We start from the raw sequence: 23,650 nt of genomic DNA, 5'->3' as shown, positions 1-23,650 counted from the left end.
CTACTGGCCGAAACCCGCCCTGCGCAAGGCGTCCGCCATCGCGCCGCTAGGTGCCGGCGCGTTCCTGCGCTGATTGCCGCCACGCCCCTGTCCTTGATTGCGGTTCTGGCCCTGTTGCCTGTTCTGACCATTCTGCCGCTGCCGCTGATCGCCTCCACCGGATCGGCCGCCGCCTTGACCGCGCTGCCGGTTGTCGCCGCCCTTGGCGGGCGTGCCGGGTTCGTCGTCCAGGCGCAGGGACAGACCGATGCGCTGGCGCGCGACGTCCACCTCGAGCACCTTCACCTTCACGACGTCGCCGGACTTGACCACTTCGCGCGGATCCTTGACGAAGTTGTGCGACATGGCCGAGACATGCACCAAGCCGTCCTGGTGCACACCCACGTCGACGAACGCGCCGAAGGCGGCCACGTTGGTCACCACGCCCTCGAGCACCATGCCCGGCTTCAGGTCGGCGACTTTCTCCACGCCCGCGGCGAACTCAGCGGTCTTGAATTCCGGACGCGGGTCGCGCCCCGGCTTCTCCAGCTCGGCGATGATGTCGGTAACGGTCGGGACACCGAAGCGCTCGTCGGTGAAATCGCCCGCGCGCAGCGAGCGCAGCGCCGTGGTGTTGCCGATGATCTCCGCGATGCCGCGTCCCGTCGATTCGAGGATGCGCCGCACGACCGGATACGCCTCCGGGTGCACCGCGGAGGTGTCCAGCGGATCGTCGCCGCCGCGAATGCGCAGGAAGCCCGCGCACTGCTCGAACGCCTTCGGGCCCAGCCGCGGGACGTCGAGCAGCGCGGTCCTGCTGCGGAACGGGCCGTTCTGATCCCGGTGCGCCACGATGCTCTCCGCCACCGACCCGGCGATGCCGGAGACCCGCGACAGCAGCGGCACCGAGGCGGTGTTCACGTCCACGCCGACCGCGTTCACCGCGTCCTCGACCACCGCGCCCAGCGAACGGGCCAGCAGCGATTCGGACACGTCGTGCTGGTACTGGCCGACGCCGATGGACTTCGGATCGATCTTCACCAGTTCGGCCAGCGGGTCCTGCAGCCGGCGCGCGATCGACACCGCGCCGCGCAGCGACACGTCCAGCTCGGGCAGCTCCTGCGAGGCGTAGGCCGAGGCGGAGTACACCGAAGCGCCCGCCTCGGAGACCACGATCTTGGTGGGCTTGTTCTCCGGGATGCGCGAGATCAGTTCGGCGGCAAGGGCGTCGGTCTCGCGCGAGGCGGTGCCGTTGCCGATGGCGATGAGTTCCACGCCGAATCGGGCCACCAGCGCGCCGAGCACCGCGAGCGACTTCTCGGTCTGGCCCTGCGGTTTGTGCGGGTAGATCACCTCGGTGGCGACCACCTTGCCGGTGGCGTCGACCACCGCCACTTTCACGCCGGTGCGGTAGCCGGGGTCCAGACCCATCGTCGTGCGGGTGCCCGCGGGGGCGGCGAGCAGCAGATCACGCAGATTCGCGGCGAACACGTCCACCGCGTCCTTCTCCGCCGCCTGCCGCAACCGCATCCTGGTGTCGATGCCGAGGCTGACCTGCAGCTTGGTCCGCCAAGCCCAGCGCACCGTGTCCAGCAACCAGGAGTCGGCGGGGCGGCCCCGGTCGGCGATGCCGAAGCGAGTGGCGATACGACCCTCGTAGACGGTGCGCTCGCCCGGCTGCGGCTCCTCGGTGTCCGGTTCGAGGTGCAGGGTGAGCACCTCCTCCTTCTCGCCGCGCAGCAGCGCCAGGATGCGGTGGGAGGGCAGCTTGTCGAACGGCTCGCTGAACTCGAAATAGTCGGCGAACTTCGCGCCCGCCTCCTCCTTGCCCGCGCGCACGGTCGAGGTGACCTGCCCGCGGTTCCACATCAGTTCGCGCAACTCGCCGACCAGATCGGCGTCCTCGGCGAAACGTTCGACCAGGATGGCGCGCGCGCCGTCGAGTTGCTCGGCGGTGTACTGCGCCGGGTCGGTGTTCGGATCCTCGATCAGGGCGTCGGCCACCGGCTCGTGCCCGGCCTCACGCGCGATCTGCGCCTTCGTGCGCCGCTTCGGCTTGTACGGCAGGTAGATGTCCTCGAGCCGGGCCTTGGTCTCGGCGAGCAGGAGCTGCCGATGCAGAGCGTCGTCGAGTTTGCCCTGGCCCCGGATCGATTCGATGATCGCGGCCCTGCGCTCGTCGAGTTCGCGCAGGTAGTGCAGACGCTCGTCGAGCACGCGCAGCTGCGCGTCGTCCAGGCCGCCGGTGACCTCCTTGCGGTACCGGGCGATGAACGGCACCGTCGAGCCCGCGTCGAGCAGCTCGACGGCGGCGCGCACCTGGGTCTCGCGCACCGCGAGTTCCTCGGCGATGCGACGGTTCACGCTGGCTGGGCCCGCGGTGTCGGAGCGTGGCACGGCGGGTGTGGACTCTGCACTGGCAGTCTCGGGCGCTGTCGTCACGTCGGAGACACTACCGTCGCCGCCTGACACGCGGTCCACACCCAGGTGAACCTCCCTCGTCTCAGCTGTCGTCCAGGCCGAGCAGCCGCCGCGACAGTTCCCGCATCTGCGCCTTGCGGACCTTGCCGGTGACCGTCATCGGGAATTCCTCGACCACATGCACGTAGCGGGGAATCTTGAAGTGCGCCAGCTTGCCGGCGGCGAAGTCTCGCACGGCCGTGGCGTCCAACGGCGTTGCGCCCTCGCGCATCCGGATCCAGGCCATCAGTTCTTCGCCGTACTTCGGATCCGGCACACCGATCACCTGCGCGTCCAGGATGTCGGGATGGGTGTAGAGGAATTCCTCGATCTCCCGCGGGTAGACGTTCTCGCCACCCCGGATGACCATGTCCTTGATCCGGCCGGTGACGGCCACATAGCCCTCGTCGTCCATCACGCCGATGTCGCCGGTGTGCATCCAACGGGCGGCATCGATGGCCTCGGCGGTCTTGTCCGGCTCGTCCCAGTACCCGAGCATCACCGAATAGCCTCGGGTGCACAGTTCGCCGGGTTCGCCGCGCGGCACCGTGAGACCCGTTGCGGGATCGACGATCTTGACCTCCAGGTGCGGCCCGACCCGGCCGACGGTGGCGGTGCGCCGTTCGATGCCGTCGTCGCGCCGGGTCTGGGTGCTGACCGGAGACGTCTCCGTCATGCCGTAGCAGATGCAGACCTCGCGCATGCCCATCCGGTCGATCACCCGCTTCATCACCTCGACCGGACACGGCGAGCCCGCCATGATCCCGGTGCGCAGCGTGGACAGGTCCGCGGCGGCCGAGTTCAGCGCGGCGAGCATGTCGATGAACATCGTCGGCACACCGTAGAGGGAGGTGCAGCGCTCGGCTTCGACCGCCGCCAGGGCCGCTCTCGGATCGAACGACGGCGACGGAATCACGATAGCGGCACCGTGGCTGGTGCTCGCCAGGTTGCCCATCACCATGCCGAAGCAGTGGTAGAACGGCACCGGGACGCAGATCCGGTCCTGCTCGGTGTATCCGCACAGTTCCCCGACGAAATAGCCGTTGTTCAGGATGTTGTGGTGACTGAGCGTGGCGCCCTTCGGGAAACCGGTTGTGCCCGAGGTGTACTGGATGTTGATCGGGTCGTCGGCGGAAAGCTGCGCACCCAGTTCGACGAGCCGATCGGTGTCGATCTCGGTGCCCGACAGCGCCTCCCACTCCGGTGTGCCCAGCACGAGCACCTGCGTCAGCGCCGGACAGTTCGGCCGGACCTGCTCGATCATCGCCACGTAGTCCGAGGACTTGAACCGCTCGGCCGCGATGAGCATTCGCACGCCCGCCTGGCACAGCACGTACTCCAGTTCACTGGTGCGGTACGCCGGATTGATGTTGACCAGGATCGCGCCGATTTTCGCCGTGGCGTACTGCACCAGAAACCATTCCGCGCGGTTCGGCGCCCAGATGCCGACCCGGTCGCCCTTGCCGATGCCCTGTGCGGCCAGGCCGCAGGCCAGGGCGTCGACCGCGGCGCCGAGAGCGCGATAGGTCCAGCGCCGTCCGCTCGGCAGATCCACCAGGGCTTCCCGGTCCGGGAACGCCGCCACCGCGCGATCGAGATTGCCGCCGATGGTGTCGCCGAGCAGCGCGACGTCCGACACGCCCGAGGCGTAGCTGGGCAGGGGCAACATGGCCGAAGTCATCGGGCACCGCCCTGCCGCAGCACGAACCGCTGCACCTTGCCGCTGGGCGTCTTCGGCAGGCTCGCCACGAAGTGAACCCGGCGCGGGTAGGCATGCGCCGCGAACTTTCGCTTCACCAGGCTCTGTAGCTCGGCTTCCAGCTCGGCACCGCCGACGGCGCCGTCACGCAGCACGACGAACGCCTCGAGCACTTCGCCGCGCAGTTCGTCCGGAATGCCGACCACCGCCGCCTCCGCGACCTGCTCGTGCAGCACCAGAACGCTCTCCACCTCGAACGGGCCGATGCGGTAGCCGGCCATGATGATCACGTCGTCGTCGCGGGAGGAGAAGCGGAAGAAGCCGTCCGCGTCCTGTGAGCCCGCGTCACCGGTCAGATACCAGCGGCCGTCGGCGGTGTAGCGCTGCGCGGTGCGGTCCGGAGCGTCGAGATAGCCGAGGAACCACAGCAGCGGACTGCGTTCCGTATCGATCGCGACCCGGCCCAATTCGCCGGGGGGAGCGATCGTGTCGGCGTCGTCGGAGAGCACGGCGCAGGTCCAGCCGGGCAGCGAGCGACCCATCGATCCGGCGGGGGTCTCGGTGTCCAGGTCTTCGTGCCAGGCGTTGCAGATAACCATGCCGTGCTCGGTCTGGCCGTAGTGGTCGCGCACCGCGACACCGAGGTACTCGACGGACCACGCGACCACTTCAGGGGTCAGCGGTTCTCCCGCCGAAGACGCACGGCGCAATCGGGAATGCACGGGCGGCGTGGCACCGTCGGCGCGCAACGCTCGATATACCGTCGGGGCGGCGGCGAAGTTGGTGACGCCGAACGTCTCCAGCACCTGCCAGGTCAGCGGTGCCGAGAAGCCCGCGTGCAGCAGGATGCTGCGGATGCCGGTGGCCAGCGGGCCGAGGATGGCGTAGTAGAGCCCGTAGGCCCAGCCCGGATCGGCGGCGTTCCAAAAGACGTCGTCGGGGCGGACGTCCAGCGCGAATTCCTGGTACGCGTGGAAGGAGGCGAGCGCGCGCAGCGGAATCGGGACGCCCTTGGGCGTGCCCGTGGTGCCGCTGGTGAACAGTTGGACGAGCAGTCCGTCACCGCCCACCACGATCGGCTGAGCCTGCGGAGAGGTGGCCGTATGAGCGTGGAGCAACTCGTCCATCCGCAGCGCCCCTTCGGGCGCCTCCGCTCCGGTGACGATGAGCCGCCAGGACGGATCGCCGGGCAGATCGGGTCCCGGCGCCAGCTTCGGCGCCTGGTCGGCATCGGCGATGACGACCGAGGCGCGACTGGCGTTCAACCGCAGGGCGATCGCGGGCGGAGCGAAGGCGGTGAACAGCGGAACGTGCACCGCACCCCGGCGCCAGATCCCGAGCAGAGCGACCACCAGGTCCGCGGATTTCGCCATCAGCGTGGCGACCCGGTGGCCGGGTTCGACGCCGAGTCCGGCGAGTGCGTCGGCGAAGCGGGCGGAGCGTTCGCGCAGTTCGCCGTAGGTGAGGTCGGTCGAGGACAAGTCGGCCTCGACGATCGTGAAGGCGACCCGGTCGGCCGGGTGCCGATCACACAGCAGGTCCGCCGCCGACGCGTCGGCGCGGTCGTAACAGTCCAGCAGTTCGCGCACCCGCTGATTCAGATCGGTGCCCATCTTCAGTTCTCCTCGTTCTGTGATCCAGCTCAACCCGGGTGTGCAATAGGATGTGGGTCACATCCCGCTGCCCACTACCCCCGAAAAGGGGTGAGTCTCGTGACCCACACCGCACTGCTGCGTCCGCGCGACAGCGACGCGCTGCGCGCCGAGATCCGCTGGGTGGCGAGCGCGGCGGGCGTGCCGGTGGCGTTCGGCGGCGAAGTGCACGGCGACGCGCTGCTGCTGTCGGAATTCGTCGGCACGCTGACCAACGGCCTGCGCGGTCTGGCCGTCGTGCGGGCTTCCGGGCTGGGCGGACGGGTGATGGATTCCGGACGGCCCGCCGCGGTCTCCGACTATCGCCGCGCCTCCTCGATCACCCACGACTACGACGGGCCGGTCTCCGGCGAGGGCATCCGGTCGGTGCTCGCCGTGCCCGTGGTGGTGGACCAGCGCTCCCGCGCGGTGCTCTACGCCGCGACGCGCGGCGCGAGTCCGCTGGGCGACCGCACCGCGGATCTGGTCGTGCAGGCCGGGCGCCGCTTGGCCACCGAGATCGCCGTTCGCGACGAGGTCGACCGTCGGCTGCGCATGCTGGAGGCCACCGCGCCGTCGGCGGCCGCGGCACCGGCGATCACGGAGGAACTCCGCGACATCCACGCCGAACTGCGCGGCATGGCGCGCTCGACCGAGGACGATCGGCTGCGCGGACGCCTGCACGCGGTATGCGAGCGCCTCACCCGGGTCATGACCGGCGACCCGCGGCCGGACGGCCCGAAACTGTCCCGCCGAGAACTCGACGTGCTATCCCAGATCGCCTTGGGTTGCACCAATCAGGAAGCGGCGCAACGACTCTCACTCGGCCCGGAGACCGTGAAGAGCTACCTTCGCAACGCGATGGTCAAACTCGACGCCCACTCCCGGCACGAGGCGGTGGTGGCCGCCCGCCGCCATGGTCTGCTGCCCTGACGATCCCCGCTGCAGTCCACCGAGGGCAACGTTCCGTTGTCGGTACACCTCTCGGCGGTGACGTCGGTGCCGAAGGCCCGAGCACGGCCGATGATGCATGGCTGCTCGAGAATTCGGATTCAGGTGGGTGAGGAGGTCGTCGACCTAGGTCGGTGGGGTCGGCGTTGCCTTTCCATCGGCCGCGAGGTGGCCCGCCGCGGCGAGGTCGGCGGCGCCGTGCGCGAGTGCGCGGAGCAGGGCGGCGAGGCGGATGGGGTCGCCGGCGGGAAGGTCGCCCGCGGCTTGGCATCGGGCGACGATGTCGATCTGCGCCTCTTGCGCGGCGTGAGCGGCCGTGGCGAGTTCGGGCGAGTCGATCGTCCACGCGCCGAAGACCAGCTTGAAGCGGGCCGGATAGGGGCCAGTGCCCACTCGATGTAGCCGTGCAGCGGTCTATCGCTCGGGTCCGGCCGTGCCGTGGTCCGCGAGCAGGTCCGGACGACGCTCGCGGGTCCGCGCGAGTGATTGCTCGCGCCGCCAGGCCGCCACCTTCGCGTGGTCGCCGGACAGCAGGACCGGAGGGACGTCCAACCCGCGCCAGGAGACCGGACGGGTGTAGCTGGGACCTTCGAGCAACCCGTCGGAAAACGAATCCTCTTGATGTGACTGCTGATTGCCGAGGACACCGGGCAGCAGCCGGACCACGGCCTCGGTCATCACCAGCACGGCCGCCTCGCCGCCGATCAACACGTAGTCGCCGATGCTGACCTCTTGCACCCGGACGCGGCGGGCGGCGTCGTCGAAGACGCGCTGGTCGATGCCCTCATAGCGGCCGCAGGCGAAGACGAGATGCCGCTCGGCGGCCCAGCTGTGTGCCATGGCCTGCGTGAACGGCATCCCCGCGGGCGTGGGGACCACGAGCAGCGCGTCATCGGGACATACTTCGTCGAGCGCGTCGCCCCACACGGTCGGTTTCATGACCATGCCCGGCCCACCCCCGTAGGGGGAATCGTCGACGGACTTGTGCACGTCATGCGTCCAACGGCGCAGGTCGTGCACCGTGAGCGAGATCAGTCCCTTGTCGATCGCCTTACCCAGCAGTGCCGTGCGCAACGGCTCCAGGTACTCGGGGAAGATCGTGACGACGTCGAGTTTCATGACTGTCTCCTAGCGCCGCCGGGCCGCAGGTCGTCGGCCGGGGCGAGCGACGCGCGGTCGGACGCCCACCGTGTCATTCCGGGTCGAGCAAACCTTCGGGCGGATCGATCACGATCACGCCCTCGGCGAGGGACACCGTGGGCACGATGGCGGTGACGAACGGGATCAGGATCTCCCGCCCGTCGTCCGCGGCCCGCACCTCCAGCAACTCACCCGCCGCGGAATGCAGCACTTCGCGCACGGAGCCGACCACGGTGCCGTCGGTGAGCCGTACCTCCAGCCCCTCCAGTTCGTGGTCGTAGAACTCGTCCGGATCCTCCGAAGGCGGAAGGTCGGCACTGTCGACCACGAACAGCATGCCGCGCAACGCGTCGGCAGCGGTGCGGTCGGTCACACCGGACAGGAACACCAGAAGCCGGCCCGAGTGCTGCCGGGCCGACTCCACGGTGAACTCGCGAACCTCCGCCGCTCGCGGCAGCCGACCGCGCAACCTGACGCCCGGCGCGAAACGCGCCTCCGGCTCGTCGGTGCGCACCTCGACGACGAGTTCGCCGCGCACGCCGTGCGACTTGGCGACCCGCCCGACGACGAGTTCCATCTACTGGTCGGTGTCGACCACGTCGACCCGGATGCCCCGGCCGCCGATACCGGCGACGAGGGTGCGCAGCGCGGTCGCGGTACGTCCGCCGCGACCGATCACTTTGCCCAGGTCATCGGGGTGAACGTGCACCTCGACGGTGCGTCCCCTGCGGCCGGTGATCAGCTCGACGCGGACGTCATCGGGATTGGCGACGATACCGCGCACCAAGTGCTCGACGGCATCGGCGACGACGGCGCTCACTGCTCCATCACCTCACGACGCAACTCACCCGTCGTCGGGGCCGGTCTGCGCACGGCTCGTGACGGGTATCGGATGGACGGGTATCGCCCGCTCATTACTCGCCGGCCTCGGCAGCCTCGGCGCCCTCCTCGGCGTCCTTCTTGCCCTTCTTCTTGGGGGTGACCGCCTCGGCGACCGGCTCGTTGTCGGCGGCGGCCAGCGCGGCGTTGAACAGGTCCAGCTTCGACGGCTTGGCCGGCTTGACCTTCAGGGTGCCCTCGGCGCCCTCGATGCCCTTGAACTTCTGCCAGTCGCCGGTGATCTTCAGCAGCTGGAGGACCGGCTCGGTCGGCTGCGCGCCGACGCCGAGCCAGTACTGCACGCGCTCGGAGTTGATCTCGATCAGCGAGGGCTCTTCCTTCGGGTGGTACTTGCCGATGGACTCGATGGCCCGGCCGTCACGGCGGGTGCGGGCGTCCGCGACGACGACGCGGTACTGCGGGTTGCGGATCTTGCCCAGGCGGGTGAGCTTGATGCGAACAGCCACTGCTGATCTGCCTTTCGTTGGTTGGTCACGACGCAATTCGGCGACCCGCATGGTCTGCGAGCCCGGTTTTGCGCTTTCGAGTGTGTGACCGCCGCGCGGTACGGAACCGGAGACGGGCTGACACTTGTCCGGAAGGACGGTGGTCCATTGTGCCAGACCGGACGATCCCGCCAGAAATCGCGTGCGTGTTCACACAACGATGCCCACCCGCCATAACCAGGCATGCGACTGTTCCGACGCCACCGCACACGACCCGCCCGCATCACCCGCGACATCGCGAGCGAACTCGGCGATGAGGCTGCCGTCGAGTACGTCGTACCCGGCGTGTTCCGGGTGCTGCGACTCGTTGCCGCGGGCGTCGCCCGCGCCATGGAGTGAGGCTCGGCGTCTCGATGCGGCTAGCCCGGGACGGTGGCGGTGAGCGCACGGGTGGGGACCCAGGGGCCGCCCCACCACATCTGCCACCCCACGGGGCGCAGGGTGAGGGCGGTCGCGCCGTTCGCCGCCAGGACGGCGCGGTACGCCCGGGTGTCGCCGATATCGACGATGACCAGTTTGCCGCCGGGACGCAGCACGCGGCACGCCTCCCGGAGCGCCGCCGCCCGGCCCTCGGCGGTCTTGATGTCGTGAATCGCCAAGCTGGAGACGACGACGTCGAACACGCCGTCCGGGAACGGCATGCGGGTCATGTCGCCGGTGCGCAACTCGATCCGATCGGCGACGTTCTCCGCGAGCGCGTTCCGCTCCGCGGTGGCCGGGGTGTTCTCGCAGTGGTCCGCGGAGCACCACAGATCCAGGCCCACCGCACACCCGGCGGGCAAGCGGCGCGCGGCGGCCAGCAGCACCGCGCCGCGCCCGCACCCCATGTCGAGCAATCGTTCGTCGCCACGCAGTTCGAGGTCGTCGAGCAGGCGCGCCCAGACCCGGAACTTGCCCCGGCGGGTCGCGTGCAGGAACAGCCCGAACTGCGTGGCCAGCACGACGCCGATCAGCAGGAGCAGCAGGCACGGGCGCAGTTGCTGGAACAGCGCCACCACCAGCGCGGCGGCAAGATACCCGACCGCGAGAACTCCCAGCAACAACAGCACCGACGGCGCGTCGACACCGTACGACGCGCGCCACGGAGGGGCTATCATTGCCCGATCATAACCAGCGCCAACGGTATTCGCGCCGGGTTCGCGCTCGTCAGCGCACCAAGGGAGCGAAGGTACGCCCGGCGAGTTCGACCGCACCCGGCTCGTGCCCGTTGAACACCATATTGATGATGAGACCGTCTACGCCGTGGTCCAGAACGCGGGTCCGCAGCTGTTCGGCAACCTCGTCCGGTGTGCCGACGAACTGGCGGTCGGCCGGGCTCTGCGCGAGCTCGGCGTCCGACAGGGCCGACAGGTCGATACCCATGCGGCTCAAGTAATCCCGCTGCTGCTTGCGCACGAGGTCACCGTCTTCGTCCATCATGACGAAGCACAGGTAGCTGGTCTCCAGGGTCCGCGGATCCCGGCCGACCTCCGCGCAGCGCGCCCGCAGCGCCTCGATCTTGCGCGGCAGCTCGGACGCGTTGCAGATGATGTTGAGATGGTCGGCGAAGCGAGCGGCAAGGCCGAAGGTCTTCTTCTCACCGCTGCCGCCGAGCAGGATCGGCAGATCGTCGCGTACGCGCGGCTCGTTCATCGCGTTCTCGACCCGGTACCACTTGCCCTGGAAGGTGGGCCGCTCGCCGCGCAGCATCGGCTGGATGATGTGCAGCGCCTCGTCGAGCCGCTCGAAGCGGTCGGTGAAGGTGCCGAACTCGTAGCCCAGGGAGCGGTGCTCGAGTTCGAACCAGCCCGCGCCGATGCCGAGCACCGCGCGGCCACCGCTGACCACGTCCAGCGTGGTGACCGTCTTGGCGAGCATCGCCGGGTTGCGGTAGGTGTTGCCGGTGACCAACGCCGACAACTGGATTCGCTCCGTCGCCGTGGCCAGGCCGCCGAGCGCGGTGTAGGCCTCGAGCATCGGCTCGTCGGGCGTGCCGATGCCGGGCAACTGATAGAAGTGGTCCATGACGAAGGCCGTGTCGAAACCGGCGGCTTCGGCCTCTCGGGCCTGCGCGATCACCGTGGGGAACAGCTCGCGCACCGACTTGCCGTAGCTGAAGTTGGGCATCTGATATCCGAGGCGAATTGTCACGAAATCCGACCTTACGCCCCTTTCGGATACGCGCGGGTGAGCCGCGGCGCCGAGTTATCTATGGCCGGTGACCGGACCGTGCCCGCCGTACACGCGCCCGCGCAGCACGACGGCGTACGGCGTGGTGAGCGTCTCGGGGTGGCTACGCGGATCCTCCTCGTAGACAACGAAATCCGCGGGAGCACCGTCCTCGATGCCGGGTCGCCCGAGCCACTCGCGCGCCTGCCAGGAGGCCGCGCCGAGCGCGTCGTGCCGGGACAGTCCCGCGGCGCCGAGCGCGGCGATCTCGTCGGCGATGCGCCCGTGGCGGATGGAACCGCCCGCGTCCGTGCCCGCGAAGATCGGCACGCCCGCCTCGTGCGCGGCGGCGACCGTGCCGCGCACCCGCCGGTGCAGATCGCGCATGTGCGCGGCGTAGACGGGGAATTTGCCCGCGCTGTCGGCGATACCGGGGAAGGTGTCGATATTGATCAGGGTGGGAACCAGGGCGGTGCCGTGCTCGACCATCATCTCGATGGTCTCGTCGGTGAGACCGGTGCCGTGCTCCAGGCAGTCGATACCGGCGTCGATCAGGCCGGGCAGCGCGTCTTCGCCGAAGACGTGTGCGGTGACCCGCGCACCGTTGGCGTGCGCCGCGGCGATGGCCTCCTTCAGGATCGCGTCGCTCCACAACGGCCGCAGGTCGCCCACCGAGCGGTCGATCCAGTCGCCGACGATCTTCACCCAGCCGTCGCCGAGGCGGGCCTGCTCGGCGACGATCTCCGGCAGGTCGCGTTCGTCGTCGAGCTCGATGCCCAGTTCGCGGATGTAGCGCTTCGGACGGGCGATGTGGCGGCCCGCGCGGATGATCCGCGGGAGGTCCTCGCGGTCGTCGACGAACCGGGTGTCGATGGGCGAGCCCGCGTCGCGCAGCAGCAGGGCACCGGCGGCGCGCTCGGTCTCGGCCTGTGCGACGGCGCCGGCGTGGTCCTCGTGGCCCCCGCCGTACCGGATCCCGACGTGGCAGTGGGCGTCGACCAGTCCCGGCACGATCCAGCCCGAGCCGCACAGCGTTTCGGCTCCGGGCACGGGCTCGAACGACACCAGGCCGTCGCGCACCCAGAGGTCGCGCACCTCGCCTTCGGGAAGAACCACACCGCGCAGATGCACCGCAACCTCCTGGAACTCGTCGGCGGCCGCCAACCTGGTGTCCGACTCCCGGATCGGACATTTCGCGCGAAGCACGGCCACGCGGCAGCGACGCCGCGCACACGGCGACCGACCGGCGAGGCACACAGGCACGCCGCCCACGAACAGCGTGGGCGGCGTAAGTGGCCTACTTCTTCGGGAACTTCAGTTTGCTGAGATCGAAGCCCTCCAGGCCGGGCGGCAACTGGTCCAGACCGGCAGGCATGTTGGACAGGTCGGGCATCCCCGCGGGCAGGCCGGGCATGCCGCCCATCCCGGGGAAACCACCGCGCACCTTCGGCGGCGTCGGGCCGCGACCACCCTTCTTGCCCTTCTTGCCCTTCTTCGCGTTGCCGCGACGGGCGCCGGGCAACCCCATCTGGCGGCCCATCATCGTCATCATCTTCTTGGCCTCGAAGAAGCGGTCGACGAGCTGGTTGACCTCGGAGACCTGGACACCGGAACCGTTGGCGATGCGCAGGCGGCGCGAGGCGTTGATGATCTTCGGGTTCGCCCGTTCGGCCGGGGTCATACCGCGGATGATCGCCTGCACCCGGTCCAGCTGCTTGTCGTCGACCTGGGCGAGCATGTCCTTCATCTGGCCCGCGCCCGGCAGCATGCCGAGCAGGTTCCCGATCGGGCCCATCTTGCGGATGGCCAGCATCTGGTCGAGGAAGTCCTCGAGGGTGAGCTCGCCGCTGCCGATCTTGCGGGCGGCCTCCTCGGCCTGCTTGGCGTCGTAGACCTGCTCGGCCTGCTCGATCAGGGTGAGCACGTCGCCCATGCCGAGAATGCGGCTGGCCATGCGATCCGGGTGGAAGACGTCGAAGTCCTCGAGCTTCTCACCGGTCGAGGCGAACAGGATCGGCACGCCGGTGACCTCGCGGACACTCAGCGCCGCACCACCGCGGGCGTCGCCGTCGAGCTTGGTGAGCACCACGCCGGTGAAGCCCACGCCGTCACGGAACGCCTCGGCGGTGTTGACCGCGTCCTGGCCGATCATGGCGTCCAGCACGAACAGGGTCTCGTCCGGTTGCACGGCGTCGCGGATGCCCGCGGCCTGGCGCATGAGCTCTTCATCGATGCCGAGACGGCCCGCGGTGTCGACGATGACGACGTCGTACTGCTTCTGCCGCGCCTCTTCGACACCCCCGCGCGCCACGTTCACCGGATCGGCGGCGGAGATGCCGAGCGGGTTCTCACCGCCACCGATCGAGGTGCCGGGGTGCGGCGCGTAGACGGGCACGCCCGCGCGCTCGCCGACGACTTGCAGCTGGGTGACGGCGCCGGGGCGCTGCAGGTCGCACGCCACCAGCAACGGTTGATGGCCCTGCCCCTTCAGCAGTTTGGCCAGCTTGCCCGCGAGCGTGGTCTTACCGGAACCCTGCAGACCGGCCAGCATGACCACCGTCGGCGGGTTCTTGGCCAGGTTCAGCCGCCTGGTCTCGCCGCCGAGGATCCCGATGAGTTCCTCGTTGACGATCTTCACGACCTGCTGGGCCGGGTTCAGCGCCGCGGAGACCTCCGCGCCCTTGGCGCGCTCCTTGATCCGCCCGATGAACCCGCGGACCACGGGCAGCGCGACGTCGGCCTCCAACAAGGCCAGGCGGATCTCGCGGCAGGTGGCGTCGATGTCGGCCGGTGACAGACGCCCCTTACCGCGCAGATCCTTGAGGGCACCGGTAAGCCGGTCGGACAGGGATTCGAACACCGATCGCGCTCCTGATCTCGGGGGACGTCACATTCTCTCCCAGGGTAATGGGATCGCCCGCGTGTTCGCGCAGGCGGTGCGTCCTTCCCGGCGCGGCGGGCTCGCTAGTCGAGCACGCGACGGCGCGGCCTGGCCGTTTTGCGGTAGTCGTGGTTCTCCTCGGCCACCATGAAGACCGCCTCGTTGGCGGTCAGGCCCAGCTCGAGGGCCAGGCCGTCGAGAACGGCCCACTCGGCCCTGCTCGGGATGGGCGAGGTGGCGACCGTGGAGGCGATCGTCATCGCGGTAACCGCCTGTCGCCCGGTCAGCGTGCGACCAGGAAGCCAGGAGACCACCCACCGGTCGCCGCCGACGCAGCGCGCCATGTGCGCGGTCTCGTCACTCGTCATCGTGGACGCCGAAACGACTTCAATTGCCATCGACCTGCTCCCCTCGTGCTCGCGATAGCCGGACGCTCTAGATCGTAGGGTCAGGTCGCGAGACGAGAGTTGGGATGCAGCAAATATTGCGCAACAGATTTATCACCGGATAAAAGTGCTGCTAATCACCATTTTCCGAATCTCGAGCACCGTCAGCAGGCGGTTTCGGCGCGGTTCTGGGAACCACCGCGATAAGCGCCTTCTCGATCGTTTCGCGGCGCGCGGGGCTGTCCTCGGCGCCCAGCTCGAGGCAAAAGCTGTCGACCACCGCGGACCCCATCGTGACCACCTTGGCCCAACGGACGTCGGCTCCGCAGCCGGCCAGCTCCGCGGCCAGGCGGCTGAGCAAGCCGACCCGGTCCTCGGCGCGCAATTCCAGGATCACCTGCCCCGGTACCGAGGTGTCCGACCAGATCACCCGGGGTTGGGCCTGCGCGTACCGGCTCCGGCCGATCGTGCCCGCCTCGCGCTCGCGTTTGGCCAGCGCCGCCGCCACATCCAGGTCGCCGGCCGTGGCCCGGATCAATTCCTGGCGCAACAGCCCCGGGTCCGGCGGATCGCCGAACTTGGGCGCGACGACGAAGGTGTCCACCGCGGAGGCGCCTTCGACGCCGAGCGCGGCCGACAGCACGCGCAGCGAATGCAGCGCGAGCACGCCCGCGGCGTCGGACAGCAGCCCGGAACTGTCGGGCGCGATGACGGTGACCACATACGTGTGCTTGCTCTCACCGGGCTGCAGATCGACGTGCACGCCGCCCGCCCTGGCCTTCTCGACCAAGTCCGGTGCGATCGGTTCCGGTGTCGGCAGCTGGTCGCCCGCCATGATCAACCGGCAGCGCCGGACCAGTTCACCGATCAGCGACGCCTTCCAGTCGCCCCACACGCCGGGACCGGTGGCCTGCGAATCCGTCTCGGCCAGGGTGTGCAGCAGCTCCAGCAGTTGCGGATCGCCGTCGAGCGCCTCGACGACGTACCGCACCGTCTCCGGATCGGACAGATCGCGCCGGGTCGCGGTTTCCGGCAGCAACAGGTGATGGCGCACGACCGCGCTGAGCGTGCGCACGTCCGACGGCCACAGTCCGAGGCGGCGGCCGATATGGGTGGCCAGTTCCGCGCCGACCACGCTGTGATCGCCTGCGCGACCCTTGCCGATGTCGTGCAGCAGCGCACCGAGGGCGAGCAGGTCGGGGCGGGCGACCCGGGTGCTCAGCCCGCCCGCGTAGGCGACTGTCTCCATGAGATGCCGGTCGACGGTCCAGATGTGCTGGACATCGCGCGGCGGCAGGTCGCGCACGGCGCCCCATTCCGGCAGCAGCCTGCCCCACAATCCCGTCCGGTCCAGCGCCTCGATCGCGTCGATCGTGCCGCGGCCCGCGCCCAACAGGACCAGCAAGTCGTTGAGGGCGTCCTTGGGCCACGGCTCGCGTAGCTCGGGAGCGTCCTCGGAGAGCCGGTTGAGGGTGGTGGCCGACATCGGCAGGCCGGTCTGCGCCGACGCCGCCGCGACGCGCAGGATCAGCCCGGGGTCGCGCTGCGGGCGGGCGTCTCTGGCCAGCACGACCTCACCCGCGTGCTCGACCACGCCTTCGTCCAGCGGCCTGCGCACCGGCATCCGGCGCAGGCGCGCCAATCCCCGGCGGGGCAGTGCGTTGGCCGCGGTACGCAGCCCGACGTCCACGGAGTAGCTGACCGTCCGGGCCGAATCGCTCAGTGTGCGGGCCAGATCGAACCGATCGCCGATGCGCAAGGCAGCGCCGATCTCGTCGGCGTCCTGTGCGCGCAGCTGGTCGCGGGCTCGTCCCGCCACACGGTGCAGTTCGGTGCGCACGTCCAGCAGCCGACGGTGCGCCTGCTTCAATCCGCCGCCGGGCACGTCCGGCCCCAATCCGGGCATGGCGTCGGTGAGCTGGGCGATCGCCAGCGCGTCCAGCAGCTGGATGTCGCGCAGGCCGCCGCGCCCGTTCTTCAGGTCGGGCTCGGCGCGGTGCGCGATCTCGCCATTGCGCTCCCATCTGGCCTTGGCCTGGGCGATGAGCTCCTCGAAGCGGGAGCGGATGCCGGTGCGCCACTCCCGGCGCACCCCGCCGATCAGCAGATTGCTCAGTTCCTGGTCGCCGACGATGTGCCTGGCCTCGAGCATGCCGAGCGCGGCGATGAGATCGTCCGCGGCCACCCGAAGCGCCTGCGGAACGGTACGCACGCTGTGGTCGAGTTTGATGTGCGCGTCCCACAGCGGATACCAGAGCTGGTCGGCGACCTCGGCCACCCGGGCCGGGTCGACGTCGTCGTGCAGCAGCACCAGGTCCAGATCGGAGTACGGCAGCATCTCCCCGCGCCCCAGGCCGCCGACGGCCACCACGGCCAGACCGCTGTCGGGGGCGATGCCCAGTTCGGCGCCCTTGCTGGTGAGCCAGAGTTCATAGAGGTCGACCAGCGCCTGGCGCAGCGACTGGGCATCCAGCCGGGGATTGCGCGGCTGGCCGCCGTCGAGCAGTTGGGTTCGCGCGCGGACCAGGTCGGCCGCCCCGTTGGACACCTTGCCGTTGCCTTGTTCGGTGACCTTCGGATCACCGTCGTGCTCGTACTGACTAGCCACAACCCACCGCCCATTTGATGCGCGCGGCCCCGCCCCGACCGGGAGCTCCGGTGGGAGCGGGGCCGCCGCTCGACTCGTTTCCGCTACAGCGCGTCGGTGCCGCGTTCGCCGGTCCGCACCCGGATGATCGCCTCCACCGGAGTGATCCAGACCTTGCCGTCGCCGATCTTGCCGGTGCGGGAGGCCTCCACGATCACCTCCACGACCTTGTCGACGGAGGCATCGTCCACGACGACCTCGACGCGAACCTTCGGCACGAAGTCGACGGAATACTCCGCGCCGCGGTACACCTCGGTGTGGCCCTTCTGCCGGCCGTACCCTTGGACCTCGCTGACGGTCATGCCCAACACACCCGCCTGCTCGAGACCCGACTTGACGTCTTCGAGCGTGAACGGTTTGACGATTGCGGTGATCAGTTTCATGTTCGTCATGCCTCCTTGACGGCCGAACGTGCCGTGCTACCCAGAGCGGCGAAGTCGTAGGCGGTTTCCGCGTGCTCGGACTCGTCCAAGCCGACCGACTCTGCTTCCTCGCTCACGCGCAGCCCAATGGTGAACTTCACGATATAGGCAATGATCAGGGTCGCGATGAAGGAGAAGGCAAGTACCACACCGGCGCCCACCGCCTGCCGCCACAGCTGATCGAAACCGCCGCCATAGAACAGACCGGTCTTGGCCGCACCCGCCTCGGGCGCCGCGACGAAACCGACCATCAGGGTGCCGACGATACCGCCGACCAGGTGCACGCCGACCACGTCGAGCGAGTCGTCGAAACCGAACTTGAACTTCAGGCCGACCGCGAGGGCGCACAGCGCGCCGGCGACGACGCCGATGGCGAGCGCGCCGAGCACGTTCACCGAGGAACACGACGGCGTGATGGCGACCAGACCCGCCACGATGCCCGAGGCCGCGCCCAGCGAGGTGGGCTTGCCGTCGCGGATCTTCTCCACCAACAGCCAGGCCAGCATCCCGGCGCAGGTCGCGATGGTGGTGGTGACGAAGGTCGAACCGGCGAGGCCGCCGGAGGTCACCGCGGATCCGGCGTTGAAGCCGAACCAGCCGAACCACAGCAGACCGGCGCCGAGCATGACGAACGGCAGATTGTGCGGGCGGAACGGGGTGGTCGGCCAACCCTTGCGCTTGCCGAGCACCAGCACCAGGGCCAGACCGGCCGCACCGGCGTTGATGTGCACCGCCGTTCCACCGGCGAAGTCCACCGCGAGCAGCTTGTTGGCGATCCAGCCGCCCTCGTGCACGACGTTGCCGTCGGCGTCCTTGACCTCGAAGTCGAACACCCAGTGCGCGACCGGGAAGTAGACCACCGTGGACCAGATGCCCGCGAACACCAGCCACGCGCCGAACTTCAAGCGGTCGGCGACCGCACCCGAGATGAGGGCAACCGTGATGATGGCGAACATCAGCTGGAAGGCGACGAAGACGGTCGCCGGAATAGTGCCCGCGAGCGGGATGTTCACCGCGTCGGTGGTGACCGCGCCCGCCGCGTCCTTGACCTCGGCGACGGAGTTGCCGCCGATCAGGCCCTTCAGGCCGAAGAACTGCGTCGGGTCACCGATCACGCCGAACGTGTTGTCGCCGAAGGCCGTCGAGTATCCGTACAGCGACCACAGAACGCCGACCAGGCCCATGGCGCTGATGCTCATCATGATCATGTTGAGCACGTTCTTCGACCGGACCATGCCGCCGTAGAAGAAAGCCAGGCCCGGCGTCATCAGCAACACGAGCGCCGAACTCGCCAGCATCCAAGCGGTGTCACCGGTATCCGGTGCACCGGTAAGTGGAAAAGCCACCTTAATGTCCTCCTCATCTCGGGCCCAGCCGCTTCCGGCAAATGGACCTGAACAGAAGGGTCCTAACTCGGTGTTTCATCCGTAGAGCTGCCGTGTTTCACCTACGTGAACGGATGGAGCAGCTGTGTTGCCACTAGGTTTCGTCCCACGCACCAGCGGTTTTCCGGCGCTGTGAGCACGGTGTTCGGGAAATCGGACATTCGTTACCGCGCACGAGGAGTCGGCAAACTTCCGGGGTGTGACCGCCCTCGCACCGAGGGCGGCGGCGATCGAACGAGCGCCCTCGGCGCACCTCGTGGATGGAACGCCGCGGGCGGCAACCTCTTTCGACCGGTCTCGGCGAGTGGAACGGCTCAGCCCAGCAGCGCGTCCACGAACGCGGCGGGCTCGAACGGAGCCAGGTCGTCAGCCCCCTCACCGAGCCCGACCAGCTTCACCGGCACGCCCAATTCGTGCTGGACCTGGAAGACGATGCCGCCCTTCGCCGTCCCGTCGAGCTTGGTCAGCACGACGCCTGTGATATCGACCACTTCGGCGAACACCCTGGCCTGGGTCAGTCCGTTCTGCCCGACGGTCGCGTCCAGCACGAGCAGGACCTCGTCGACGGCGGCCTTCTTCTCCACGACGCGCTTGACCTTGCCCAGCTCGTCCATCAGACCCGTCTTGGTGTGCAGCCGACCGGCCGTATCGATCAGCACCACGTCGACGCCGTGCTCGACGCCCGCGGCCACCGCGTCGAACGCGACCGCGGCCGGGTCGGCGCCCTCGCGGCCGCGGACGGTGTCGGCGCCGACCCGCTCGCCCCAGGTCTGCAACTGGTCGGCGGCCGCGGCGCGGAAGGTGTCGGCCGCGCCGAGCAGCACCCGGCGGCCGTCGGCCACGAGCACGCGGGCGAGCTTGCCGGTGGTGGTGGTCTTGCCGGTGCCGTTCACGCCGACCACGAGCAGGATCGACGGGTGATCGGGATGCGGCAGCGCGCGCACCGAGCGGTCCAGCTCCGGTCGCAGCTGCTCGATCAGCACGTCGCGCAGCACGGCACGCGCCTGGTCGGTGGTCCGCACGCTGCGTGCCGCCATCTCCGAGCGCAGCCGGGACACGACAGCGGTGGTGCTCGCGGTGCCGAGGTCGGCCAGCACGAGGGTGTCCTCCACCTCTTCCCACGAGTCGTCGTCCAGGTCACCGCCACCGAGCAGGCCGAGCAGGCTCTTGCCGACCGCGTTCTGCGAGCGCGACAGTCGTCCGCGCAGCCGGACCAGGCGGCCGGCGGTGGGCTCGATCTCCTCCAGCGCGACGGGTGCTTCCACCCCCGCGGGCGTGTCGGGCGCGACGATCTCGGTGGCGGCTTCGGTGTCCGGCCCCGCGGTGTCGGTGGGCGGCTCGGCGGTCGCGTCCTCGGCCGTGGCCGGGCTCTCCTGGGTTTCCAGCTGGTCGGGCGCCTGCGCTGGCGTCTCGGCCGCCGGAGTGCCCGCCTCGGGCTCGGCGGCCGGCTCGACGACGTCCGGGGCGACGGAGGCCTCGGTGACGTCCGCGTCCGGCAACGGAACGTTGGTTATGCCGCGTTTGGGCGCGTCGCGTGGAATCGCGGCGTCGTCGCCGACGTGCGGCTGTCCTTCGGTGTCGGTGCGCTCGACCGGTTGCGGTTCGGTCGCCGCGCCGCCCCGGCTGAAGGTGAATCCGCCGGACGCGGCATAACCACCGGACCGGTCGGTCACCTCTTTCTCCTGCGTGGGCGGAGTCAGCGACACGCGGCCGCGCTTGTACCGGACGAAACCGGCGACGAGCACGACGAGCAGCAGTGCGGCGACCGCGGCGATCAGGATCCAGACTTCAGGACTCACGCGGACCATCCTTGCAGACCGACCGTCACGGGATCGGCCCCGAGCCGCACCCGGCGCGCGCGTCGCGCGCCGGGGCCGGGGGCGCGAACTCGGCCAACATCGCAGGTGCCGGGCCGAGGGCGGGTGCGAGCGGGCACCGACACAGCCCTCCAGATTTCTTGTCCTGCGGAACTTCTCGCGAAGGGACAATAGGATCGGCGACGTGACCGATCGAAACGTGCTTGGGGGGCCGCTGGAAGAGTGCGGCACCGATCCTCTCACCGGCTTCTACCGGGACGGCTGCTGCAGTACCGGGCCGGAGGATCTGGGCAGCCACACTGTGTGCACCGTCGTCACGGCAGAATTCCTGGAGCATCAAGCTTCCATCGGAAACGATTTGAGCACGCCGCGTCCGGAGAACAATTTTCCCGGTTTGCAGCCGGGTGACCGATGGTGCGTGGTCGCCGTGCGATGGCTGCACGCGCACGAGGACGGCGTCGCCGCGCCCGTGGTGCTGGCCGCCACGCACGAGAACGCCCTGGAAGTGATCTCGATGGACATCCTGCGCAAGTACGCCGTCGACGTGCCCGACGACGTCAGCGACCTGCTCTGAGCCACCGGTAACCCTACGGCGGGCGCAGCGTGGACCACCGGCTCACCCGAATCGCGGGCCGGTGTCCGAGCGGTTCGTGGCGCAGCGGAGAACCGATTGGCACAAATGCGCCATTCGGCTCAGCGCGCCGCCGCGATGCGCCGGCGATGAGCTTTCTGACGACATGCCGCCGAGCAATATCTCGCCCGTCGGCCCGTCCCAGCGCGGGACAACGCCGCGTGACATACCGGGCAGCTGTCGGCTCCACTTTCGTTACGATCGACAGTTTCGTTACGGACTTCGGCCACCGCATCCCGTTTCGTCACCATCAGCCCTACCGGCTCCGCGCGCAGCGCGTCCAGCACGATGGCGGCGCTACGGTCCATGCCGCCCCGCGCCTTCCGTAGCCGTTGGATCGCAACGCATCCGGTGAAGATCGCCAGCACATCGTCGAGTTCGATGTCGGCCCGGACCGCCCCGTCGCGCTTGGCCGCGTCGAGCAGAGCGGCCAACGCGTCGTGGAAACGCGCCCCCGCGCTGCGCAAAAGCGCACGCGGCCAGCCGTCGTCGGACTGAACGATGTCGCATAACGCCTGGTTGTCCGGCGTTGTGGTGATCACCGCGGTGCAGAAGTCGAAGAAGGCGGCGCCCGGATCCGGCGCGGCGAGATGGTCTGCGGCCATCTTCGCCAACCGGTCGACGCGCTGCTGCATAACCGCTTCCAACAGTGCGGCTTTCGTGGGGAAGTGCCGGTAGACGGTGCCCGCGCCGACACCCGCCCTGCGGGCGACCTCGACGAGCGACACGGAGGCGCCCTGCTCCGCGAAGGCGCGTTGCGCGGCAGCCAGCACGAGGGCGCGATTGCGGCGGGCATCGGCTCGCGACGTCGCGCCCGGGGCGAGCGATGCGGTCATTTCGTTACGGCCTTCCGTTGAGCAGCCTGGTCAATCGGGTCGAGGCACCCGTATCGTTCGAATCCGGGTCAACCAACCCGATTCTACCGAGCAGAGAAGGCGGAGCATGTCCCCTCAGCACAACCTCATCCTGGTCACCGGCGCCACCGGCAAGCAAGGCGGCGTGACCGCCAGGCGACTGCTGGCCGACGGCAGGGCGGTGCGCGCGCTGGTCCGCGACGCGCAGTCGCCCGCCGCGCGGGAGTTGGCCGCGGCGGGCGCGGAACTCGCCGTCGGCGACTTCGACGCCCCCGAGACCTTGCCCGCGGCGCTGGCCGGCGTCAGCGGACTGTTCCTGGTCCCGCCCGCCGCGTACGGCCCCAAAGGCTGGGATGTCGAATTGGAAGCCGCGCGCGGAGAAGCCGTCGTGGACGCCGCGCGTGCGGCCGGTGTGTGGCAGATCGTGTTCACCGGCATCGCGTCGATGGGCGACGACGTCTCGTGGGGCGCCAGGGGCAAGAAGCGCATCGAAGACGCCGTCATCGCCAGCGGCGTGCGGTACACCCTGCTGCGCCCGGTGCGCTTCATGGAGAACTACCTGCTGCGCACGTCCCCCGTCGACGGCATCTTCGACGGCGTGCACCGGCACCTGTTCCCGGCCGAAGGTCCGATGAAGGTCATCGCCGTCGCGGACATCGGCGATATCGCCGGTCTCGCGTTCGCCGACCCGGATCGCTTCCACGGCCGCGTCCTCGAACTCGCGGGCGATGTGCTCGTCCCACCCGCGGCCGCCGCGGCGATCAGCGCCGCCACCGGGCATCAGGTGCGCTACCACGAAGTCACCGAAGCCGAGGCGGACGCGCTCGGCGAGGAGATCGGCAATACGTGGCGCCTCATGCGCCACACCGGCGGCTGGCTCGCCGACGTCGACGAGATCCGCGAGATGCACCCCGGGCTGCGCACGTTCGACACTTGGCTCGCCGAGACCGGCGCGGCGCAGATCAAAGTGCTGCTCGACCACGAGAACGCGCGCGTCGCAGGGTGATTGGAGGCGACTATTCGCCCTGTTCAACGGGATGATCGTGCGGCGAGGCGTACCCTCGGCGCGTTGATAAGCCCGCGCGGAGGATCCCGGCCGCGCCCGGCGCGACCCGGTCGGCGCGGAGGTCGACGAGTATTCGGCCCGTCGCGCAAGCACATCCACGAGCGCAAGGAATGGGTGGCGATCGCGAAGGTCGACGATCGGGTCTCCGGTGACGATCCGCTGGTCGAC

The 23,650-nt window shown here is 69.4% G+C and carries 22 protein-coding genes; 4 read left to right on the top strand and 18 right to left on the bottom strand.

Annotated features, from left to right (window positions below; translation table 11 throughout):
* The 3 genes from ACL03I_RS03025 to ACL03I_RS03015 form a co-directional block, all read right to left on the bottom strand.
* Positions 1-2,376: a Tex family protein gene (locus tag ACL03I_RS03025; RefSeq protein ID WP_355070988.1), complete on the bottom strand. Its 2,376-nt coding sequence runs from the start codon at positions 2,374-2,376 to the stop codon at positions 1-3.
* Positions 2,377-2,482: 106 nt separating this feature from the next.
* A complete protein-coding gene (locus tag ACL03I_RS03020; RefSeq protein WP_412805101.1) occupies positions 2,483-4,120 on the bottom strand; it encodes an AMP-binding protein in 1,638 nt (545 codons plus the stop codon).
* Positions 4,117-5,751, bottom strand: a complete 1,635-nt coding sequence (locus ACL03I_RS03015; protein ID WP_412805100.1) for an AMP-binding protein — start codon at positions 5,749-5,751, stop codon at positions 4,117-4,119. The genes ACL03I_RS03020 and ACL03I_RS03015 overlap by 4 nt, the downstream gene beginning before the upstream one ends.
* 99 nt (positions 5,752-5,850) lie before the next feature.
* Between ACL03I_RS03015 and ACL03I_RS03010 the strand changes: the two genes are divergently transcribed.
* A complete protein-coding gene (locus ACL03I_RS03010; protein ID WP_356961296.1) occupies positions 5,851-6,702 on the top strand; it encodes a helix-turn-helix transcriptional regulator in 852 nt (283 codons plus the stop codon).
* A gap of 144 nt (positions 6,703-6,846) precedes the next feature.
* On the opposite strand, the gene ACL03I_RS03005 is transcribed toward ACL03I_RS03010, so the two are convergent.
* The 5 genes from ACL03I_RS03005 to rpsP all read right to left on the bottom strand — a co-directional run bounded on the left by ACL03I_RS03005 (position 6,847) and on the right by rpsP (position 9,206).
* Positions 6,847-7,113, bottom strand: a complete 267-nt coding sequence (locus tag ACL03I_RS03005; protein WP_412805099.1) for a WHG domain-containing protein — start codon at positions 7,111-7,113, stop codon at positions 6,847-6,849.
* Between the two features lie 21 nt (positions 7,114-7,134).
* Positions 7,135-7,839, bottom strand: coding sequence for a tRNA (guanosine(37)-N1)-methyltransferase TrmD (gene trmD / locus ACL03I_RS03000; RefSeq protein WP_412805098.1), 705 nt, complete (start codon positions 7,837-7,839; stop codon positions 7,135-7,137).
* 73 nt (positions 7,840-7,912) lie between these two features.
* Positions 7,913-8,437 (bottom strand): ribosome maturation factor RimM, encoded by a 525-nt coding sequence (rimM, locus tag ACL03I_RS02995; protein WP_412805097.1) that lies wholly within the window; start codon positions 8,435-8,437, stop codon positions 7,913-7,915.
* Positions 8,438-8,680 (bottom strand): RNA-binding protein, encoded by a 243-nt coding sequence (locus ACL03I_RS02990; protein ID WP_011210690.1) that lies wholly within the window; start codon positions 8,678-8,680, stop codon positions 8,438-8,440.
* Positions 8,681-8,774: 94 nt separating this feature from the next.
* On the bottom strand, positions 8,775-9,206 hold the full coding sequence (gene rpsP, locus ACL03I_RS02985; protein WP_355069884.1) for a 30S ribosomal protein S16: 432 nt from the start codon (positions 9,204-9,206) through the stop codon (positions 8,775-8,777).
* A gap of 222 nt (positions 9,207-9,428) precedes the next feature.
* On the opposite strand from rpsP, the gene ACL03I_RS02980 reads away from it, so the two are divergent.
* Complete coding sequence (locus ACL03I_RS02980) at positions 9,429-9,584, top strand: hypothetical protein (RefSeq protein WP_355069883.1); 156 nt, start codon at positions 9,429-9,431, stop codon at positions 9,582-9,584.
* 20 nt (positions 9,585-9,604) lie between these two features.
* Here the strand turns inward: ACL03I_RS02980 and ACL03I_RS02975 are convergent, their stop codons facing one another.
* The 9 genes from ACL03I_RS02975 to ftsY form a co-directional block, all read right to left on the bottom strand.
* On the bottom strand, positions 9,605-10,342 hold the full coding sequence (locus tag ACL03I_RS02975; RefSeq protein WP_412805096.1) for a class I SAM-dependent methyltransferase: 738 nt from the start codon (positions 10,340-10,342) through the stop codon (positions 9,605-9,607).
* Between the two features lie 49 nt (positions 10,343-10,391).
* A complete protein-coding gene (locus ACL03I_RS02970; protein WP_355069879.1) occupies positions 10,392-11,375 on the bottom strand; it encodes an LLM class F420-dependent oxidoreductase in 984 nt (327 codons plus the stop codon).
* 54 nt (positions 11,376-11,429) lie between these two features.
* A complete protein-coding gene (locus ACL03I_RS02965; RefSeq protein ID WP_356962429.1) occupies positions 11,430-12,524 on the bottom strand; it encodes an amidohydrolase family protein in 1,095 nt (364 codons plus the stop codon).
* Positions 12,525-12,690: 166 nt separating this feature from the next.
* Complete coding sequence (gene ffh, locus ACL03I_RS02960; protein ID WP_355069877.1) at positions 12,691-14,253, bottom strand: signal recognition particle protein; 1,563 nt, start codon at positions 14,251-14,253, stop codon at positions 12,691-12,693.
* Between the two features lie 104 nt (positions 14,254-14,357).
* Entirely contained in the window at positions 14,358-14,672 is a 315-nt protein-coding gene (locus ACL03I_RS02955) for a hypothetical protein (RefSeq protein WP_355069876.1), read from the bottom strand.
* A 121-nt stretch (positions 14,673-14,793) separates the two neighbouring features.
* The gene (locus ACL03I_RS02950; protein WP_412805198.1) at positions 14,794-17,208 is read right to left on the bottom strand and encodes a [protein-PII] uridylyltransferase; all 2,415 of its coding nucleotides are present in this window, start codon (positions 17,206-17,208) and stop codon (positions 14,794-14,796) included.
* Between the two features lie 143 nt (positions 17,209-17,351).
* Positions 17,352-17,690, bottom strand: coding sequence for a P-II family nitrogen regulator (locus tag ACL03I_RS02945; protein WP_330249397.1), 339 nt, complete (start codon positions 17,688-17,690; stop codon positions 17,352-17,354).
* Positions 17,691-17,695: 5 nt separating this feature from the next.
* On the bottom strand, positions 17,696-19,075 hold the full coding sequence (locus tag ACL03I_RS02940; protein WP_412805095.1) for an ammonium transporter: 1,380 nt from the start codon (positions 19,073-19,075) through the stop codon (positions 17,696-17,698).
* 353 nt (positions 19,076-19,428) lie between these two features.
* A complete protein-coding gene (ftsY, locus tag ACL03I_RS02935) occupies positions 19,429-20,922 on the bottom strand; it encodes a signal recognition particle-docking protein FtsY (RefSeq protein WP_412805094.1) in 1,494 nt (497 codons plus the stop codon).
* A gap of 193 nt (positions 20,923-21,115) precedes the next feature.
* Here ftsY and ACL03I_RS02930 point away from each other — a divergent pair, with 193 nt between their 5' ends.
* Complete coding sequence (locus tag ACL03I_RS02930) at positions 21,116-21,505, top strand: DUF2237 family protein (RefSeq protein WP_019048221.1); 390 nt, start codon at positions 21,116-21,118, stop codon at positions 21,503-21,505.
* Positions 21,506-21,624: 119 nt separating this feature from the next.
* On the opposite strand, the gene ACL03I_RS02925 is transcribed toward ACL03I_RS02930, so the two are convergent.
* Positions 21,625-22,398, bottom strand: coding sequence for a TetR/AcrR family transcriptional regulator (locus ACL03I_RS02925; RefSeq protein WP_412805093.1), 774 nt, complete (start codon positions 22,396-22,398; stop codon positions 21,625-21,627).
* 106 nt (positions 22,399-22,504) lie between these two features.
* Here ACL03I_RS02925 and ACL03I_RS02920 point away from each other — a divergent pair, with 106 nt between their 5' ends.
* Positions 22,505-23,422: an NmrA family NAD(P)-binding protein gene (locus tag ACL03I_RS02920; protein WP_412805092.1), complete on the top strand. Its 918-nt coding sequence runs from the start codon at positions 22,505-22,507 to the stop codon at positions 23,420-23,422.
* The last annotated feature ends 228 nt before the right edge of the window (positions 23,423-23,650 follow it).

Source organism: Nocardia sichangensis (assembly GCF_047200615.1).
Taxonomy (GTDB): Bacteria; Actinomycetota; Actinomycetes; order Mycobacteriales; family Mycobacteriaceae; genus Nocardia; species Nocardia sichangensis.
This window is presented reverse-complemented; position numbering and strand designations above follow the sequence as displayed.